Annotated in this window: 20 protein-coding genes; 6 read left to right on the top strand and 14 right to left on the bottom strand. The window is 66.2% G+C overall.

The window, feature by feature from the left end; genetic code table 11:
• The first annotated feature begins 133 nt into the window (after positions 1 to 133).
• Together Q8W71_RS07355 and Q8W71_RS07350 are read left to right on the top strand one after the other, a co-directional pair.
• Complete coding sequence (locus Q8W71_RS07355; protein ID WP_305524692.1) at positions 134 to 1204, top strand: hypothetical protein; 1071 nt, start codon at positions 134 to 136, stop codon at positions 1202 to 1204.
• Positions 1205 to 1311: 107 nt separating this feature from the next.
• Positions 1312 to 1785 (top strand): hypothetical protein, encoded by a 474-nt coding sequence (locus tag Q8W71_RS07350; protein ID WP_305524691.1) that lies wholly within the window; start codon positions 1312 to 1314, stop codon positions 1783 to 1785.
• A 12-nt stretch (positions 1786 to 1797) separates the two neighbouring features.
• Here the strand turns inward: Q8W71_RS07350 and Q8W71_RS07345 are convergent, their stop codons facing one another.
• Complete coding sequence (locus Q8W71_RS07345) at positions 1798 to 2367, bottom strand: hypothetical protein (RefSeq protein WP_305524690.1); 570 nt, start codon at positions 2365 to 2367, stop codon at positions 1798 to 1800.
• 79 nt (positions 2368 to 2446) lie between these two features.
• Here Q8W71_RS07345 and Q8W71_RS07340 point away from each other — a divergent pair, with 79 nt between their 5' ends.
• From Q8W71_RS07340 to Q8W71_RS07330, 3 genes are all read left to right on the top strand, one after another.
• Complete coding sequence (locus Q8W71_RS07340; protein ID WP_305524689.1) at positions 2447 to 2719, top strand: hypothetical protein; 273 nt, start codon at positions 2447 to 2449, stop codon at positions 2717 to 2719.
• A gap of 209 nt (positions 2720 to 2928) precedes the next feature.
• Positions 2929 to 3078, top strand: coding sequence for a hypothetical protein (locus Q8W71_RS07335; protein ID WP_305524688.1), 150 nt, complete (start codon positions 2929 to 2931; stop codon positions 3076 to 3078).
• Between the two features lie 613 nt (positions 3079 to 3691).
• The gene (locus Q8W71_RS07330) at positions 3692 to 4570 is read left to right on the top strand and encodes an SDR family oxidoreductase (RefSeq protein WP_305524687.1); all 879 of its coding nucleotides are present in this window, start codon (positions 3692 to 3694) and stop codon (positions 4568 to 4570) included.
• A gap of 578 nt (positions 4571 to 5148) precedes the next feature.
• On the opposite strand, the gene Q8W71_RS07325 is transcribed toward Q8W71_RS07330, so the two are convergent.
• The 13 genes from Q8W71_RS07325 to Q8W71_RS07265 all read right to left on the bottom strand — a co-directional run bounded on the left by Q8W71_RS07325 (position 5149) and on the right by Q8W71_RS07265 (position 15188).
• Positions 5149 to 5532 (bottom strand): hypothetical protein, encoded by a 384-nt coding sequence (locus tag Q8W71_RS07325; protein ID WP_305524686.1) that lies wholly within the window; start codon positions 5530 to 5532, stop codon positions 5149 to 5151.
• A 152-nt stretch (positions 5533 to 5684) separates the two neighbouring features.
• Positions 5685 to 6656 (bottom strand): hypothetical protein, encoded by a 972-nt coding sequence (locus Q8W71_RS07320; protein WP_305524685.1) that lies wholly within the window; start codon positions 6654 to 6656, stop codon positions 5685 to 5687.
• Positions 6653 to 7987 carry a S49 family peptidase gene (locus Q8W71_RS07315; protein WP_305524684.1) on the bottom strand — a complete coding sequence of 445 codons (1335 nt, stop codon included), beginning with the start codon at positions 7985 to 7987 and terminating at the stop codon, positions 6653 to 6655. The genes Q8W71_RS07320 and Q8W71_RS07315 overlap by 4 nt, the downstream gene beginning before the upstream one ends.
• Positions 7987 to 8244, bottom strand: a complete 258-nt coding sequence (locus tag Q8W71_RS07310) for a hypothetical protein (RefSeq protein WP_305524683.1) — start codon at positions 8242 to 8244, stop codon at positions 7987 to 7989. The genes Q8W71_RS07315 and Q8W71_RS07310 overlap by 1 nt, the downstream gene beginning before the upstream one ends.
• 60 nt (positions 8245 to 8304) lie before the next feature.
• Entirely contained in the window at positions 8305 to 8757 is a 453-nt protein-coding gene (locus tag Q8W71_RS07305) for a hypothetical protein (protein ID WP_305524682.1), read from the bottom strand.
• A 115-nt stretch (positions 8758 to 8872) separates the two neighbouring features.
• Positions 8873 to 9160 (bottom strand): hypothetical protein, encoded by a 288-nt coding sequence (locus Q8W71_RS07300; protein WP_305524681.1) that lies wholly within the window; start codon positions 9158 to 9160, stop codon positions 8873 to 8875.
• A gap of 66 nt (positions 9161 to 9226) precedes the next feature.
• A complete protein-coding gene (locus Q8W71_RS07295; protein ID WP_305524680.1) occupies positions 9227 to 9766 on the bottom strand; it encodes a hypothetical protein in 540 nt (179 codons plus the stop codon).
• A 561-nt stretch (positions 9767 to 10327) separates the two neighbouring features.
• Complete coding sequence (locus Q8W71_RS07290) at positions 10328 to 10498, bottom strand: hypothetical protein (protein ID WP_305524679.1); 171 nt, start codon at positions 10496 to 10498, stop codon at positions 10328 to 10330.
• 1217 nt (positions 10499 to 11715) lie between these two features.
• Positions 11716 to 12141, bottom strand: coding sequence for a DUF6074 family protein (locus tag Q8W71_RS07285; protein WP_305524678.1), 426 nt, complete (start codon positions 12139 to 12141; stop codon positions 11716 to 11718).
• Entirely contained in the window at positions 12138 to 12911 is a 774-nt protein-coding gene (locus Q8W71_RS07280; protein WP_305524677.1) for a hypothetical protein, read from the bottom strand. The genes Q8W71_RS07285 and Q8W71_RS07280 overlap by 4 nt, the downstream gene beginning before the upstream one ends.
• Before the next feature lie 47 nt (positions 12912 to 12958).
• A complete protein-coding gene (locus tag Q8W71_RS07275) occupies positions 12959 to 13162 on the bottom strand; it encodes a helix-turn-helix transcriptional regulator (protein WP_305524676.1) in 204 nt (67 codons plus the stop codon).
• Between the two features lie 95 nt (positions 13163 to 13257).
• Complete coding sequence (locus Q8W71_RS07270; protein ID WP_305524675.1) at positions 13258 to 13929, bottom strand: hypothetical protein; 672 nt, start codon at positions 13927 to 13929, stop codon at positions 13258 to 13260.
• Positions 13926 to 15188 carry a tyrosine-type recombinase/integrase gene (locus tag Q8W71_RS07265; protein ID WP_305524791.1) on the bottom strand — a complete coding sequence of 421 codons (1263 nt, stop codon included), beginning with the start codon at positions 15186 to 15188 and terminating at the stop codon, positions 13926 to 13928. Before Q8W71_RS07265 ends, Q8W71_RS07270 begins: the two co-directional genes overlap by 4 nt.
• Positions 15189 to 15760: 572 nt before the next feature.
• On the opposite strand from Q8W71_RS07265, the gene Q8W71_RS07260 reads away from it, so the two are divergent.
• On the top strand, positions 15761 to 15913 hold the full coding sequence (locus tag Q8W71_RS07260) for a hypothetical protein (RefSeq protein WP_305524674.1): 153 nt from the start codon (positions 15761 to 15763) through the stop codon (positions 15911 to 15913).

Genomic DNA, 15913 nt, shown 5'->3' with positions numbered 1-15913 from the left:
GGATCGCTCATTTTGAAGGAGCTTACCCGCTCGTTTCCCATTGAAGTCAGCGTTCCGACAAACCTAAGGTCACCGAAACTGTCGCCTTCTGTCATTGGCTCAGAAGTCGCGTGGTAGACACATTGAGTCGGAAATGGCTGCTCCTGTCAACGAACGCCTCATAATTCTCAACCATCTAGTAAGTCGTTCCTCATCGCACGCTGGTCAAGAACACGCGCCGCCTATTCATGGGGCAGAAGAACTGTTGCGGATTCTTGATATGCGCCGGTCAAGAGGAGAAGCTATCGAATATTTAGGCGCCACGGATCACGAAGATGAGAAAATACGGAAGGAAAATGGGTTCAGGCATGATTTTGTGCGCTTGAAGCATTTCAATATAACACAGGGTGAATTTTGTAAATATGCTGTTATGCTTTTTGAGCATGCAGATCAAACACAGAAAACATTCCCGGTGATCCATCGACGTAATTTAGCCGGTCGTGAATTGTCAGGTGATGAAGAGGAAGTCGGCGCATCGACAGCGCACGTCGTAGTGCGATTGCCCAACGATGGCGACTACGATGATGGCTCCTATCGATGCGCCATTGAGCATGTCCACAGCGGCGTAAGCAGAAAACTGATCAGCACGCTTATGAGGCGGCAACTTCGGCGCCATGCACGTAATGAAATTTGGACGTTTGAGAAATTTATAAAAAATAAAAAGGGCAAGCCGGAGATTAAGAAATACCGTTACTCTCCAAAGCTCGATTTGCTAGCGGACGTTGCAAGGGCGCTCGCAGATGGAACTGCCAGCGCAAAGGTTCTAACATCAATGACATTCACAAAGCGATCAGAGCGACGAGCCACTGGCAGAGAAACTTCGGTAAAACATGCTGAATACGAAGCTGATGTCGCAATTAAAGTGGCAATGACGCAAGCTCCGAAAGATTCTACTGAACGCCGAACCTGGGTGCAACGAATTCGCGACGAATTTGATCAGCTCGGCTATACGTCACAACTCTACTACCGGAGCGCTGGCGGCTCCGAGATGCGCGGCAAGGTGCACCAGGACGTAGAGGGGGCCGCAGACCTACTATTGTGCCCAAAAGAGATTATATCACTCAGCTCGCCTGCGCGTCGGTGGCGCGATGACATGTGCGACGAAATGGTCGCGGCGTTGCGTGAGTTGGTGGATAGGGATGAGTTATGGACTCGCGTCGGATAGGATTGCAAGACGTTAGACAGGGCGGCCATACGTCCCGTCTGCGCTTGCTTGCTCCTATTCGCTATTTATTCATCTATAGCGAAGAAAAGGCTCGTTACGATATCATAGTGCCTTTGCTGTTCGGCGTTTCTGGCTGGGCAATCTACGCGGCGCTCAGCCCAAAGATACCGCTTTTTGGCGATGCCGGCCTGCTAAGATTTGCTCGGGATCTGCTGATCATGGCAGTTCCCTTTATGGTTGGCGCTTTGGCTTCTGTCGCAATGGGGGCACCTGGTCCCGCGTTCGATCGTCGACCGGTGGGCGCCGATTTAATCTTGGACGGTGAATCTCTTACGCTTCGGCAATTCGTTTGTTATCTGCTCGGATATTTATCATTTCTTGGTCTTTTGACACTCGGCGCAGTCGTTTTCGCGGGCCTATTCCACGATCCGGTAGTGGCGTGGACCAAGGGGCTACCGATCCTTAAGGCTGCGATCCACCTTAGTGGGGCATTTGTTTTGTCCGTGCTGTTGTCTACCCTTACTATTACCGTGTTTTGGGCATTATATTTTCTGACGGAAATCGTCAATCGAAAACATTAGAATGATCTGATTTCACGCTGACGTTAAGCGCCATCCCAGCTTCCGCCGGCACAGCCGCAACCCGATCGCAGCCAACCTCGGCCTGAACGCCTCGACGGCCGTCTGAAGGGCGGCCTCGTCCTTCCATGATCCAGCGGCCACCAGCGCGGGCACCGGGTGCCTGCCCTTGCCCATCAGGACCGCCAGGGACCGCAGCAGGGCCGCCCCGCAGCCGACGGCGCCGAGCGGGCCGATGAGGAGTAGGGCGTCCATGTCGACCGCCGCCAGCCGCCCAGGAGGCGGCAGGAGGCCGAGGCGGGCCTCCCCGCGGATCTTTCGCACCTCTTCGGCCAGACGGGCCGCGTCGGCCGCTCTGGCGGCCTGGCGCTCGATCTCACGGCGCCTGGTGTGGGCCTTGGACGCTACCCGATCGCGCTCGGCGTAGGCGGCGCGCCGGGCGGCGCGCTCCTCGTCGCTCATGACGTACCCGGGGCCGTTCCAACGCAGGTGCAAATGGTCCTGCCGCCAGCTCTGATCCGGCTTCCGCTTCGCGACCTTGGCCGCTTCGGCCTCACCAAGATTCGTGGTCGCATCTGTAATCATTGTGGGATCCTCAGCGAACACTTGGTCACGGGCCGCGTTGGCCCTGTAAGCCCGATCACGGGTCGAATGAGGAAGCGATATGTCCAAGAAGATCCTCGGCCTTGCGGCCGCGATGACGCTCGCCCTGTCGGGTGCGGCCTACGCCCAGCAGCCGGCCGGCGGCGGCAGCGCAACCGGCAACATGAACAATCCAGGCTCGGTCAAGAGCGACACCCAGAAAATGAACGAGCGGAGCGGCGGCACCGGGATGACCACCGGCTCGACCATGGGCGCGGGCGGCACCGGGATGGCGCCGGGCAACAGCATGGCGCGCCCCAACACGGCCGGCAGCGCCGCCGCGCCGGTTCGGTAGCATCAGGGCAGCGGCAGGGACCGGCTCGCGTCCGACCCTGCCGCCGCGCGCCTCCCCGGCAGCCACACCCCGTGCGTGCCGGGGAAGGTCAGTCACGACCGCCGCAAACATGCTCCCTGCATGGCATTCGCGCGGCGGCGTGCTCCACCGCACAGTCTTGGGAACGGCCGAGCTGCATGCCCGTTGAATTACAGTTCGGAGTGCCGGCCATGAAGCCAGTGTTCATCCCCGCCTCGCCCTTCTCGCCCGCTGGGTGGTACGTCGCCGATCGCGACGGCATGCCGATCATGCGGGGCCCGGGCTACCGCGACCGCAAGACGTGCCTGCGGGCGATATCGGAGCTGCGGGCGCGGACTTAAAGCCATTCTGCCGTCACCTGACGCCTGAGCGCTGGGCCGCCTTCCGCGACGCTTGCCTGGACTTCTGCGATCGGTTCGGCGCCAAGGCGCATCGACTCGGCTGGACGCCATCGCGGCTCTTCGGGGTACACCACCAGGACGGCACACTCCGGCTCAAAGACCGTGGGGCGATGATGGTCAACGGGCGGAAGGCGACCAGGGTGGATGAGGTCGGGATCTGGCTCGGGAACCAGGCCCTCCCGGCGAGACCGGCCGGGCAGGCCTGGGGTCCGCTGATCTGGGAGTTCGCGGCGAAGAGCTGAGGACTACGCCTCATCCCGCCCGTAGGCCGCCACCGTCCGCCGCCCGAGCGGCGTGAACACCCACGCCGCTCGCCCCGCACCAACCCCATTTCCACCAGCAGCGGCATCACGGTCGGGTAGGCCTCGATCCGCAGGCCGCCCGGGTTGGCCGCGACCGCGCGCAGAGCGGCGAGGGACCGACCGCACGACGGTGCGGATGCCGACCCGCATGCCACGCGCGGCTCCGCGCGTAGGGCTACACGACGCAGGCGAGCGAACTGCCGGCGGTCCTGCCTCGACTTAGATGAGGCGGACGAAACCGGAGATCTCTCATGTCCGACGACCACCGCGAGGCAGGACCGCGGCCGCCGTTCCCCGGCGATCAGCAGCAGCCGAGGCCCGGACTGACCTCGAAGATGACGCCGCGGCCCGACCACGGCGAGGACAGCTATGTCGGCAAGGGCCTGCTCGCGGGTCAGGCCGCGCTGATCACCGGCGGCGATTCCGGTATCGGCCGCGCGGTGGCCATCGCTTACGCTCGCGAGGGCGCGGACGTGGCGATCTCCTACTTGGAAGCGGAGCAGTCGGACGCGGAGGACACCGCCCGGTGGGTCGAGAAGGCCGGACGCCGATGTCTGCTCTTGCCCGGCGATATCCGCGACGAGGCCCACTGTCGCGCCCTCGTCGCACGGACGATCGAGGCCTTCGGTCGCCTCGACGTGCTGGTCAACAACGCCGCCGCGCAGGTCGTGAACGAGGGCCTGGACGACCTTACGGCCGCCGACATCGAGGGCTCGTTCCGCGCCAACGTCTTCGCGATGTACTACCTCGCCCAGGCCGCGGTGCCGCACATGAAGCCGGGCGCCGCCATCGTGAACTCGACGAGTCAGCAAGCCAAGATCGCCGACAGCACGATGCTGATCTACGCCGCGACCAAGGGGGCGATCGCGAGCCTGACGATCGGGTTGTCGAACCTGCTGGCGCCGAAGGGCATTCGCGTGAACTGCGTCGCGCCGGGCCCGATCTGGACGCCGATCCAACCGATCGTCAAATCGCCCGAACAGATCGAGAAGCTCGGAGCCGATACGCCGCTGGGCCGGGCCGGGCAGCCGGCGGAACTGGCTCCGGCCTACGTGCTGCTGGCCTCGCGGGAGGGCAGCTACATGTCGGGGGCGCTCGTGCCGGTCACCGGCGGCACGCCGATGCTGTAGGGGCAGCGGGTCTATCGAGGACGACGCTCGCACTTCTGGGCAAGTCGAGAGATTGCGGGCGGCGCACGGCAAGATGGGGCGCCCTGACCTGCCGGCTCGCACGTGATCGTCTCGCCTGCTAAAGGGGCCGCCTTCCCGTCAGCACGCCTGAGGCGTTCGCGACACCGCAGGGCGTGCGGCGGGCGAGCATGCGACGACAGGCGGGTGCGGGCCAGTTCCTCGCGCTTCGCCCGTGACGCCTTGGCCGGGCTGTCGTGTGAGGGTCGGCGCGGCGGGGGACCTGGACACCGCAGAACGCCGGCTCACGGCCTGGGATCCCCAGTAGCCGCCGTGGCGGGATTGATCGCGGCGTGCACGATCTCTGTCGCTGCAACGTTGCTGTGGCGCGAGGCGGGCAGCAGTCCGTAAACGGCGTACCTTGTTCAGCCTCAACGATGATCCGGCGGGCGCGCGGTGCCCGAGCCATCACGCGCCGCTCTGAGGCCGCGGCGTGTCGATCGCCTCCAGGCAGGCGCAGAGGTGGCGCAGGGTCTCGGCGTGGCGGTCGACCACCGGCGGGTCGGGCTGGGCGTCGTCGCTCACGCGGCAGCCCCATGGATCCGCATCAGCACAAGGCTGGCGCCTCGGGCGGGAAGCGGGGCCTCGCGCGACTTGCCGCCCCACGCGCAGTATCGCCCCGTCACGACGGGATCCGGACCCGGCTCGTGACCGATCACACCGCCGTTGTCGTCGAGGATCGGCGTGGGGGCGGGGCGGGTCGCCTCGTCCAGCCACGCGCCTACCGCGAAGGTCAGGCCATCGGCCGAGGTGACCCGCACCCTAAGTTCCATACCGGCTGCCGCCGGCGGGATCGTCGGCGACACCGCGAGGCGGTCGCCTGTGAACGCAAGCGTCTGCGAGCCGAGTTCGGTGAAGTTCTGATCGGCCGTCGGGCGGCCGAGGATAGCAATGTCTACGTTCATCCTGTCCTCTGAATAGTTGCCGCCGCATAGATCATGTCCGGCGCATGCTTGTCGGGGCCCGGTGATCTATTTCCCGGTGTTGGACCGGCGGCGAGGCCCGCAAGGTATCGCCCCGCACTGTGTTGCCGGGCGCCTTGTGCGCCCGGCGAAACTCACGCCCGCCCAGCGAGCTTGTCGGCGAGGGTAGCCGTCTGGCGGAGATCTTCCTCCAGATCGACTGCGCCGATCAGCTCAAGCTCGACTTGCTCGGCCGACGCCCGCGGCGTCGATCTGCCAGCGGCCTGCGCCGCAAGGCTATTGAGCATGCGCAGGACCCCGCGCGGCCCGGGGGTGACCATCGGGTCTGCCGGCTTGAAGAAGGGAGCGTCGTCAGCCCGCAGGCCCGGCAGGCTCAGGCGCACGGCGAGATCGTATGCAGGGTTCCCGGGGATGCTCTCGATGAACCGCCGTTCGGTGTAGGTGCGCTTCACCAGGTACTCGATCTGACCGGATGATGGCTGGACGTAACCCCTACGGTCATGGCCGATCCGGACGCGGCTTTGGTCCAAGGCGCCCGGCATCCGCTCGCCCGGGCGGCACCACCGCTCGACGGTCTCCTCCGAGATGAATTGCCGCGGGGTGCCCGGCACGTCACGCACGCTACCCTCGACGCTCGGGATGCGTTCGGCACCGCGCGGGAGGTCGGCGTTCACATCCGACACGGCGATCTCGGCCTCGGCGACACCGCGCAAGAGGTCGACAAGGCCCTGCGCGAGGTGCGGGTACATCTCACGCAGAGCGGCCGCAGCATCATCGGCCTGCCGCCGCGCCGCCTCGTACCGTTGGACACGGGCGGCCTCGGCCTCCCGCGCCTCGGCCTCGGCGAGGCGCTCGCGCAGGGCTTCCACCAGGGCGGTCGCCCGGTCGACCCGGACACCGGCATCGGTGCGGGCCTCGACGAGGCGGCGCAGGCCGGTGTCATCGCTGGTGAGGAGGTTGGCCTTGTAGGCCGCCTCGGCCGCCGCCTGTGCCTCCCGCGCCGCGACGAGCTCCGCCTCGGCCGTCGGCAGCGAAGGCGCGAGCTCGCCGGTGGTGGCGTCCTCGCGCTGCGCGAGGCCGAGCAATCCCTTGAGGACCTTCATCATCGGTCGCCCCCGGTCTGAGCGCGGCGAGCGGCGTAGACGCCGGCCGCATTCGGTCCGCGGCGGAGACCGGCGTCAGCGTTGACCCGATCCACCACCTCGTCCCAGTTGATCGTCTCGCTGGCCGCGCCGCCCGATGCCTGCGCGGTCGCCGCCTGCTCCCGGCGGCTGGCGTAGACCGCATCGGGCGACACGCCGCGGGACGCACGAAGCGCCGCGTTCTGCTTCTCGATGGTCTCGTCCCAACCGTTGCCAATCGGAGGACCGGAGCGGCCTTCAATGATCGCCCGGCGCTGGCCGTAGACCGCCTTCGGGCTCACCCCGGGGGTGAGATCCAAGCGGGCATTCTGCTCGGCGACCACGGTGTCCCAATCGATCGACCCGGCCGGCGCCGGGCCCGAGGCGCCAGGCTGGCGCGCGGTGTGTGTCACGGTGGGGGTTCCCTGTGCGGTGGTGGCGCTGATCCGCCCGGCCGAGAGGTCGGCGAGGGCGCTCTCGAAGGTGCCGACGGCGTCGGCGAGGCCGGCGGCGACGGCCGCCGCGCCGATGAACGTACTCGCTTCGGTCCCGCGGATCGCAGCGGCCGACAGGTTTTTGCGGCCGGCGGCCACGCAGTCGATGAAGGCGCCGTAGAAGGCTTCGATCTCGGCTTTCAGGCTCGCCGCGACGCTGTCCGGGAGGGGGCCGTAGGGGTTCCCATCGACCTTGTGCGCGCCCGCGTAGATGAGGGTCGGCTTCACCCCGGCCTTGGCCAGGGCGCCGGACACGTCGGTGTGGAGCATGACGACGCCGATCGAGCCTGAGATCCCCGAGGGCGTGGTGATGATCCTGGTGGCGCCGCTCGCCATCGCGTAGGCGGCGGAGGCGCACAGGCCGTTCACCACCGCGACGACGGGCTTCTTGGCTGCCACCTGCCTGACGACGGCCGCCGCCTCGAAGGCGCCGACCGCCTCGCCGCCGGGGCACTCGAAGTCGAGGAGCACGGCGCGGGTACGGCTGTCTTCGGCGGCATGGGCGAGCTGGAATTTCACACCCTCGTAGGAGACCAGACCGGAACTGGCGCCGATCCAGGCCCCACGGTTGACCGTGGAGCCGATGACCGGGATCACGGCCGTGCCGTCGGCCGTGCGCCGGTATGGGAGGGTGCCCTGCGATCCCGTGCCGTCGCGATCGACGTAGGACCCGACGAAGCGCGAGGCCTCCGGCGTGAGGCCGGAGGCGTCGACCCCGATGCGGCCGCCGAGGACGGCCGCCACCGTCTCCAACTTCGAGGGGAGGAGCATCAGCGGCCGGTTGAGCACGAGACCGGCGATGTGGTGGAGGGTCGCCGACATCAGAAGGCGCCTCCGGAGAGTCGACCCGTGAGCCGCTCGACGACCGCCTCGGCGCGCTCGACATCGACCCCGGCCGCGCCGAGCGCGGCGCGGGCGGCGATCGACTCGCCGAGGTCGTCGCCGAGGAGGGCGTCCTTCCAGCGGCGCTGCGCGGCGTTTCGCTGGGCGACTGCAGCGCCGAGGGCAGCCTGGGCGGTGCCGAGGGCGCTTCCGATGGCGGCCGGAGCGGTGGCGGACAGGAGCGTTCTGAGATCCATGCCCGCGAGGGTGTCGCGGCTGGACCGGAGGTTCCATCCGGAAAAAATGGATGAGCTAAGTCACTCCGATGCTTTGGTTTCCAGCGCCAACGCCTCGGCGAGCCGCAAGGCTTGGCGGGGGATCGGCCCCTCGACCGGCGGCAGGTTCGAGCGGAACGCGGCATCGAGGCGGGCGGCGATCCGGGCGAGCGTAGGCCCCCAGCCGAGCGCGCGCAGCTCGTCGAGCGGCGGCGCCATCCTGCCGGCGTCGCCCTCGGACAGCACCAGCCGGAGAAGGGCGCTGCAGCTCTCTACGATCCAGACCTCCTCCGCGTCGGTCCGATCCTGCAGCGCGGCCTCAGCACGCCGCCGGATGCTGTCAGCGCGCCCCTTCAGCGTAGCGTGATCGACACCGGTGCTCAGTTGCAGGACGAGTTCGCCGACGGCCTCGGCTCTGATGGGGCGCGTGCTGAACAGCCCGGCCACCGCTGCCCCGGCGTTCGCCGGTCCGAGCCCGAGGCTGAGCGTCGCCATCGTCCATGCCGCGGACTCGAACCGTCGCGGGTGCTGGAGCAGCGGCACCGTCGAGCCCTGCGGGCGGCCGCGCCTCGAGGCGCGGCGCCGCTCGACCAACGCGGCCTGGCGCTCATCAGGCCGAGTTGCCATCACCGGCCTTGTGAACAGCTTCCCTCGCATCGCGCTTGCTGATCAGGTCCTGCCGACGCTCCATCACGACGCGAACCTTGCCCGTAAGCTCCTGGGCTATGACAGCCGCCATTTCAGCCGCCTCGGATCGCACCTGAGGATCCTCAAATCGCCTCGGAAGTTCGTCTAGCATTTCATAGATCATTGTCATGCCTTCTTTAAGGATATCCATTCTATCAAACAGTGCGCTGACATTCGGATCGATATGACGAATGTTATTTTTGGCCATCATCTTTCCTTTTTTATTACGATCATTAATTATATGCTGGCTAGGCGGATGCGCGCTCGACAGCCGGACTTACGCGGCAATTTTCGGCTTCCGCGACCGTGCAGACCGTCGGGGCGCCCGGTTTGGAGCCTGCGGACTTACGCCGGATGCCTCGTCGGCAGCCCTCTTGGACGCCACACCGAACTCAGTCGCGAGATCGTCCTCGAGCTTTCGTCGGAGAGCTAGATCCTTCACGTGGCGGGCCGGCACGGCCATCACCCCGGCTCGAAGCTGCCCAGCCTGTTCCTCGAACACCTCCCAGCCGGCCGCCTGCGCCTCGGACACGAGCGCGCCGCTCTCGCGTTCGAGGCGAAGGGCGAGCGCGTCGGCCCGCAGGTCGCGGATCCTGTTCTCGCCGGCCGTCTGAGACGCCCGCCGATCCTCATCTTCCCGGAAGCGAAGCGCGCCGCGCGCCACATCGGTAGCGAGGTAGCCGTCCGGGCTCGGCTCGGGGATGTAGCCGTCCTTCACGAGATGTCGGACCCAGACCTTCGATTTACCGATCAGGTCCGCAGCAGCAGTGAGACCGATCCGCAAGCCCTTGATATCGATGCTGTTTGCAGATGCCACGGTGGGCCTCCGGGTTAAGTAAAGTCGGAATTGATGACCGGCCGATAAGGTCGATGATGGCGCCTCTACTCGCCGCATGGCCGCCAGGGCGGTCTACGGTCCCTAAAGTCCTATTCCGGGGGTATGGCGCGCACGGTCGGACGGCCTGGTGAGGGGATCTCACCGGGGCGGCCGTGCTGTCCGACGTCTCGGGGGCAGGCGGCGGCGTCAGTTGCCGGAGCGCGACGGCTCGCGAGCGAGGACGCTGGCGTCGCGGCTGCGTTGAAGCTCTGCCTCGGTCTGCTCGCTGTTGTTGCTCCCGAGGATGAGCCTGCACGTCGCCATCGCGAGGACGGCGGCGCAGGAGCTCAGCGACCCTGCGAGAACGGCGAGTAGCGGTCCGTGAGACCAAACCAGCGCCGCTACAATAGGGGCGACGAGTAGGGCGGGCAGAACGATATCGAGCAACCGAAGACCTCGCTATTGAGCGAGCAACAGGCTTGCCAACGGTCGATGCCGCTATTCGTTGCGGCCGAGGTTCGGGCAATACCGCTACACAAGCCCAGCGACTGCAACTCGGGTCTAGTCCTGGTGACTGCCGTGGCGGCGCGCACCATCCCAACTCGCGATCACGAAGAACACCAAGCACGCGGTCAGGAGCGCCGCGGAGAGGGCCAGCACGACGCTGTGCGGGAGCACGAGCCCGACGATGAGCGAAGCCGTCAGCAGCGCAGGCAGGACGAAAGCGAGCATTGCCGCTCTCCGGCGTGGCACGAAGGTCCGACTGACCAACGGCGGACACGGTGGCGGGTTGCAGTCGCGCTTGGCCCTGGAGGGTGACACGCGTGCACCGCGTGTCTTCAGCGGCGAGCGAGCCAGTGAGGGACATGAGGGAGTGCGCCGTGTGACGTCCGCGTGCTTCAGCGTGACATCCGGCATCTTCGCCGTGACAGCGCTGCGCGGAGCAGCGCTGCGGCTGCCTCGCGCCGTGACGCTGCGGGTGGCCGTTGTGACATTCTGAGGCCGCGACGGTGACAGAGCGTCGTGACCGCGTCCCCCGAAAGGGGGCGCGAGCGGTCACGCGCTCGTCGCATCGCTCCGACCAGCAAAAATTGCTGAGTATCTTGGGAAATCCCAAGATGCGCCCCGCACAGTCTCCCGTGGGGGCACCATCAGCTCGATGGCGGCCGGCAACACCAGCAACCGGTCTGCACGACTGGAGCGGCGTCGCGATTCTGAGGACCAGAGAGGCTGCGGGTCTGCCGGAAGCCCGGCCGTGCAAGCTGGAGGCGCGCCGGACGGATCGGACGCCTGGAGGCGCCGACCGCCGGCCGCTCGCGGCATGCCAGAATCCTAGAGAGGTCCTGGTAGAGACATAGATAGGATGAACAAGCTTGTTCGCGACCGTCGTGAACAAGCTCGTTCGCCCCCCTCGCGAACAAGCATGTTCGCGTTTCTGCGAGGCTGGAAACGCGAACAAGCTGTTCGCGCCCCCCGTGAAGAAGCTGTTCGCGTTTCTGACCCCGATCCCACGGCCGATCTGGCAGGAGGTCATGCCGCCCCCCGCTTCCCAGGATCCAGCTTCAACCGGTACCGATTGGCGTGGCCAGAGCCTCGGCTGAAGACGACGTCCAGATGCCCGTGGTTCTGAAGCTGACGTACCACAAGTTGGACGCCTCGCCTCGTCACGTCCAGGTCATCGGCTACCTTCTTGAGAGATGGATGCGCATACCCCTTCCTGCGGTCTACGCACTGACTGAGCTCGATAGCTACGCGGTAGCCGAGGGGCGTCAGGTTAGGATCTCGAGCGATCTGCCTGAGCCAGAGGAAGACGTCCCGGGCTGCACCCTTGCCGTTCGCCGGCTCTCCTGGTCTCGCGGTCTCGCCTTGACCACTCAGAGGATCGAGGTCGGTCGGCTCGGTGCTGCTGTCGTTGCCGGAAGGCGGCGGACGGCCGGCATTCACGCTCGTCACGCAGCCGACCCTCCGCCGGATCCGCAAGCCGGTCGCCCATCGTGGATCCACACGACACGAGCAACGGCCTTCTCGAGCCGTGCGAGTTCATCCTGCACGACGTCGGCGGGGATGCCGAGTTTACGCAAGCGCGCGCCGATCGGCCGGAACCGCTTGTCCAGCAGCATGGCGCGGCAGCGACGGCCGTGGCGCTCGCGGAGAGCCATGAAGGCCTGCGCGAGATCCGCGACGAGACGCACGTCCCGACTGGCCGGGAACGCCAGGACCGTTGCCTTCTCAGCAGGCGGCTCAGTTGCATCGAGATAGGTCGGCACAAGCTCGACCACGAGCTTGTGCTCTCGCGGGCGGCGCTTCTTCGGCGCCGGTCGTGATTCGACAGCTGGGGTGCCGCTGAAGAGCGGCAGATCGGAGACGTCGCTCATATGCGTTCCCCCGTTCGAGATGATCGCCGTTTCAGGCAGGAAGCCATGCGTTCGAAATCAGCGCGCAGGGCGGTGAGCAGAGCAGACTGAGTTTCAGGGTCAGGCGTCATCCCAGACTGGTTCGTGTGCTCCATCCACGACAGGCGAGCGCGCATGTCGTTGAGCGATCGGGCAGGGAGCGTGTTGAGGAGACGCTCGACGAGCTGCTCGCGCAGGGCCACCGGTGCCGAGGGATCGCCGTAGCCGGCTCCGCGTGCTTCTCGATCACGCCCGAGCTTGTCCCAGTACTGGTATTCGGCCCATGCCTGCTGGACGCTCGCTGGCATCGGATAGGCCGCCTCGACGGCGGCGACGATCTCCGGCGCTGGATCCTTCACCGAGATGGCGCTCCAGCCCCATAGGCTGCCGATCGGCCAGCCTGCCGTCTTCTTGCGGATGGTGAACCGCGCGCATGCCGCAACGAGAGCCTGCTCCCACGGTCCACGAGCGAACACGGCCGATTCCGAGCCGTACTCCTGGACGACGCGTTGCCATTCGGGTGACCACGCGCGCTCTTCCTGCTGCGGCTCAGCCTTCTTGCGCGGCTTCCGAGGTGCGGCCGTCTTCCCTCCATCCAGCCTACGGAGTGCCTGTACGAGTGTCAGGCCCGCGGCCTTCGCCATGGCTTCCATGCGGCTCGCGGCGGCCGCGCGCTCGCCAGGGATGTCCGTCCGGTCGTGAAGTACGCGGACCTTGGCGAACCGATCGGCGTCAAAGGCTGCGGCAGGCATCTCAGGCGGCCTGCGGCGTACCGGTGAAACTCATGGTCGACCCCCCCTCACGCTGCGGTCGCGGAACGGAGGGGCTGGCGCTCGCGCGTGGCCAGCCACGAATCGATCTCGTGCTCGGGCCAGGCGATGCGGCGCTCCCCGATCCTGATTGGATCGGGGAAACGGCCCTTGCGGCGGAGCCGATGAAGGGTTGCGCCGGACAGGCCGATCTTCTCCTCGACTTCGCGTTGGGTGATGTACCGGGACGTCATGGCTACCTCCGAAACGATGGGTAGCCGTCTGAGTAGACACAGCCCGTCGCGCCGTGACGGGGGTCGATGACAATTTTTTCGCGAGCGATTTACCCCTACCCGGCGCTTTCCACCGCGGCGGCAAGCATCCGAAGCTCTGCTATCTCGTCACGAAGGTCGGCACTCTCCGAACTCCGGTACCGATCAACGAACTGATCGACCATGTCGGAGGTTACAGCCTCACCCGAACCGATACATTCAGAGATTGCAACAACGAAACGAACAAAATCCCCTTGAATGTGGCCATCTTTGTTCTTTGACGTGGCAACTCTTCGTTCGGTGGCGTCCTCAAATATCATTGCAAGACGGATCCATAACCGTCTGCGAAAGTAGACCGCCTCTTTGACGCTCTGATCTGGCGCCTCATCAATCGTCGCAGCGAGAGCGTTGCGTAGGGCTCGGAGGGGCGAATGTTCACCATCGTGGATGATCTCTTCGACGTCAGCACCGCCCCATTGGATCGGGTCTAAATTTGCGTCTAACCAATCTCGATTGTTAGCTACTTCCGATATTAAATCGCCGCACAAATCAACGATCCGTCGCAGCTTCTTAGCGCGAGCTTTGCTTCTGAGCCCGACCCGGCGCTCACGCATATAGTTGCTCGCTGATCGAATGATCTCACTTCCGTAACGCTCGATCGCGTGCTCGCCCCCGAGCGCAGCACATAAAGTCTGCCGGAAGGCGCCAGCACGTTCGGTGTGGGAGGTGCAGACGGCCTCCGAGGTCATGTCTGCTCTCCCACAACGGAGGTGACATGTCGGTCCCACGCCTCCAGGGCGGCTCGCTTCTCGACGAGCCGCTCATAGCGATCGTAATGGCGCCCATGAACGTCGTCCTCGACGTGCGCGAGGACGGCCTTCCGGTCCTCGCGCGGGATCTTGAGGCGCGCCAGTCCGGTGCCGACCGTCCGGCGGAAGTCGTGCGGGGTAGGGGGCTTCTCCTGAAGCGATGCAACAGCCTCGGCATCGCTGCCGTCGGGCTCGAGGCCAGCGATTAGCCGCTTGAGACCCTGGCTCAGCGAGTGCCGGGCGAGGTTGTCCCGAGAGACGAAGCGGCTTGCGAACACGCGCTTGCCGTCGCCATCGAGTTGCCGCCGCTCGATGGCGGCTAGCAGTATCTTGAGTGCGGAGCAGGGGAGGGGGACGACATGGAGCCGACGCGCCTTCATCCGCTCGGCCGGGACCTGCCAGCAGGCCTTCGCGGGGTCGTCGAGGTCCTGGAGCTCGACCTGAACAATGCCAGCGACCTCGCCCGGCCGCTGGCCGGTCAGCAGCAGAAATTTCAGAGCCTCGGCGACGTCGAGGGTCACGCCGGCGGTCCGGTCGAGGGCCGTCCAGAGGACGCGGAGCTCGCGGTCCGTCAGCACGCGGTCCTTCGCCACCTCTTTGGCGCGCTTCTTCAGCCCTGCGATCGGGTTGAGTTCGAGGAGCGCGTCTTCCACGGCCGAATTGAACAGGGTGACCAGCACCGTCTGCGTTCGATTTGCGCTGACCGGTGCCGTTTTCTTGATGGCGTCGAGGAGGTTGATGGCGTCGCGCCGGGTGATGCTCGCGGCGGCGCGCTTACCCCAGGCCGCCCGGGGACGCCGGAGGTAGCCCAAGTCGTTCTGCCAGGATGCCTTCGAGACCTTCGCGTGCTCCTCAAGGTAGCGCTCGGCGAGCGCATCGAAGGTCAGGACGCTCTCTGCCGCGGACTTCCGCGCCCGCAGCTCACGCTGCGGGTCACCGCCGTCGGAAACGCTGACCCGGTGCCGGGCGGCGCGCTCGCGCGCGTCCGCCAGCGTCAGGTCAGCGAGGCGGCCGAGAGTGACGCGCTGATATCCGCTGCCGGCCTTGGGCCGATATCTGAAGGACCAAGTGCCGATGCCGGTCGGGCCGACGCGGAGGCAGAGGCCCGGGGTCTTGGCGTCCCAGATCTCGACCCGGTCGCCCGGCGGCTTGGAGGCGAGGCCGGCCACGTAGGTTGCGGTTAAATTCACCACCGGCATCTCGCGCACTAGTCTCCGCGGCCGCCTGGGGTGCAGCCGGGGTTCAGCGACGCGAAACGTCGTGAACCCCGGCGGAATCCCGTGACGCAGAAAGATACGCTACGACAGTGAGATGTGAAGCCCTATGGGACTTGTTGACTCCCCCTGAAACCGTCAAAGGGGCGGCTGGGGGACTAGGGGTCGTGGGTTCGAATCCCGCCACTCCGACCATTGTTCATTGGAACGCTCGCCGAGACGGCCCGCACGTGCTGCGTGGCCGGAGGTCGCGGCGTTCCGGTCGTTTCCGTCTCTCCGACAGATCCGGGCGCCGCTCGCGCCACATTGCGCCTCGCGTCGCGGCCGCTTCGCAGCGGTCCGCCGGCTCGGTGCCCGCCGCTGCACAGAACGATTAACCACGCCGCACGTTGACCGATCCCACGGGGAGGCGATGAGCGATGCGGATCCGAGCGCTACGTCGGCACGCGGCGGCCTGTCTTCTCGCGCCGCTCGCCGCGCTGGGCATCTCTTCGGAGGCCTGTGCCGGCCCCGGACGGGACCGGACCATCGACCCTTGGGCGGTGCCCGCGCGCGCGGTGACCGTCGGATACCCGCTCGCCGTCCGCCCGATCGCCGGGTTGCCGCCGTGCCGGCTGGGCAGCGCGCGCTGGTACGGCCCCTACGGCTACATCTGCTACCGCCCGCAGCCCGGGCTGTCCGGGCTGCCGGGTCCGTACCTCGTCCGCTGA

The sequence above is a fragment of the Methylobacterium amylolyticum genome, assembly GCF_030700245.1.
In the GTDB taxonomy this organism is placed as follows: Bacteria; Pseudomonadota; Alphaproteobacteria; order Rhizobiales; family Beijerinckiaceae; genus Methylobacterium.
This window is presented reverse-complemented; position numbering and strand designations above follow the sequence as displayed.

Excerpts from the sequence above, each read along its gene's own strand:
- Q8W71_RS07355 (WP_305524692.1), top strand. The coding sequence starts at position 134 with ATGGCTGCTCCTGTCAACGAACGCCTCATAATTCTCAACCATCTAGTA.
- Q8W71_RS07345 (WP_305524690.1), bottom strand. The coding sequence starts at position 2,367 with ATGATTACAGATGCGACCACGAATCTTGGTGAGGCCGAAGCGGCCAAG.
- Q8W71_RS07340 (WP_305524689.1), top strand. The coding sequence starts at position 2,447 with ATGTCCAAGAAGATCCTCGGCCTTGCGGCCGCGATGACGCTCGCCCTG.
- Q8W71_RS07335 (WP_305524688.1), top strand. The coding sequence starts at position 2,929 with ATGAAGCCAGTGTTCATCCCCGCCTCGCCCTTCTCGCCCGCTGGGTGG.
- Q8W71_RS07330 (WP_305524687.1), top strand. The coding sequence starts at position 3,692 with ATGTCCGACGACCACCGCGAGGCAGGACCGCGGCCGCCGTTCCCCGGC.
- Q8W71_RS07325 (WP_305524686.1), bottom strand. The coding sequence starts at position 5,532 with ATGAACGTAGACATTGCTATCCTCGGCCGCCCGACGGCCGATCAGAAC.
- Q8W71_RS07320 (WP_305524685.1), bottom strand. The coding sequence starts at position 6,656 with ATGATGAAGGTCCTCAAGGGATTGCTCGGCCTCGCGCAGCGCGAGGAC.
- Q8W71_RS07315 (WP_305524684.1), bottom strand. The coding sequence starts at position 7,987 with ATGTCGGCGACCCTCCACCACATCGCCGGTCTCGTGCTCAACCGGCCG.
- Q8W71_RS07310 (WP_305524683.1), bottom strand. The coding sequence starts at position 8,244 with ATGGATCTCAGAACGCTCCTGTCCGCCACCGCTCCGGCCGCCATCGGA.
- Q8W71_RS07305 (WP_305524682.1), bottom strand. The coding sequence starts at position 8,757 with ATGGCGACGCTCAGCCTCGGGCTCGGACCGGCGAACGCCGGGGCAGCG.
- Q8W71_RS07300 (WP_305524681.1), bottom strand. The coding sequence starts at position 9,160 with ATGATGGCCAAAAATAACATTCGTCATATCGATCCGAATGTCAGCGCA.
- Q8W71_RS07290 (WP_305524679.1), bottom strand. The coding sequence starts at position 10,498 with ATGCTCGCTTTCGTCCTGCCTGCGCTGCTGACGGCTTCGCTCATCGTC.
- Q8W71_RS07285 (WP_305524678.1), bottom strand. The coding sequence starts at position 12,141 with ATGAGCGACGTCTCCGATCTGCCGCTCTTCAGCGGCACCCCAGCTGTC.
- Q8W71_RS07280 (WP_305524677.1), bottom strand. The coding sequence starts at position 12,911 with ATGCCTGCCGCAGCCTTTGACGCCGATCGGTTCGCCAAGGTCCGCGTA.
- Q8W71_RS07275 (WP_305524676.1), bottom strand. The coding sequence starts at position 13,162 with ATGACGTCCCGGTACATCACCCAACGCGAAGTCGAGGAGAAGATCGGC.
- Q8W71_RS07270 (WP_305524675.1), bottom strand. The coding sequence starts at position 13,929 with ATGACCTCGGAGGCCGTCTGCACCTCCCACACCGAACGTGCTGGCGCC.
- Q8W71_RS07265 (WP_305524791.1), bottom strand. The coding sequence starts at position 15,188 with ATGCCGGTGGTGAATTTAACCGCAACCTACGTGGCCGGCCTCGCCTCC.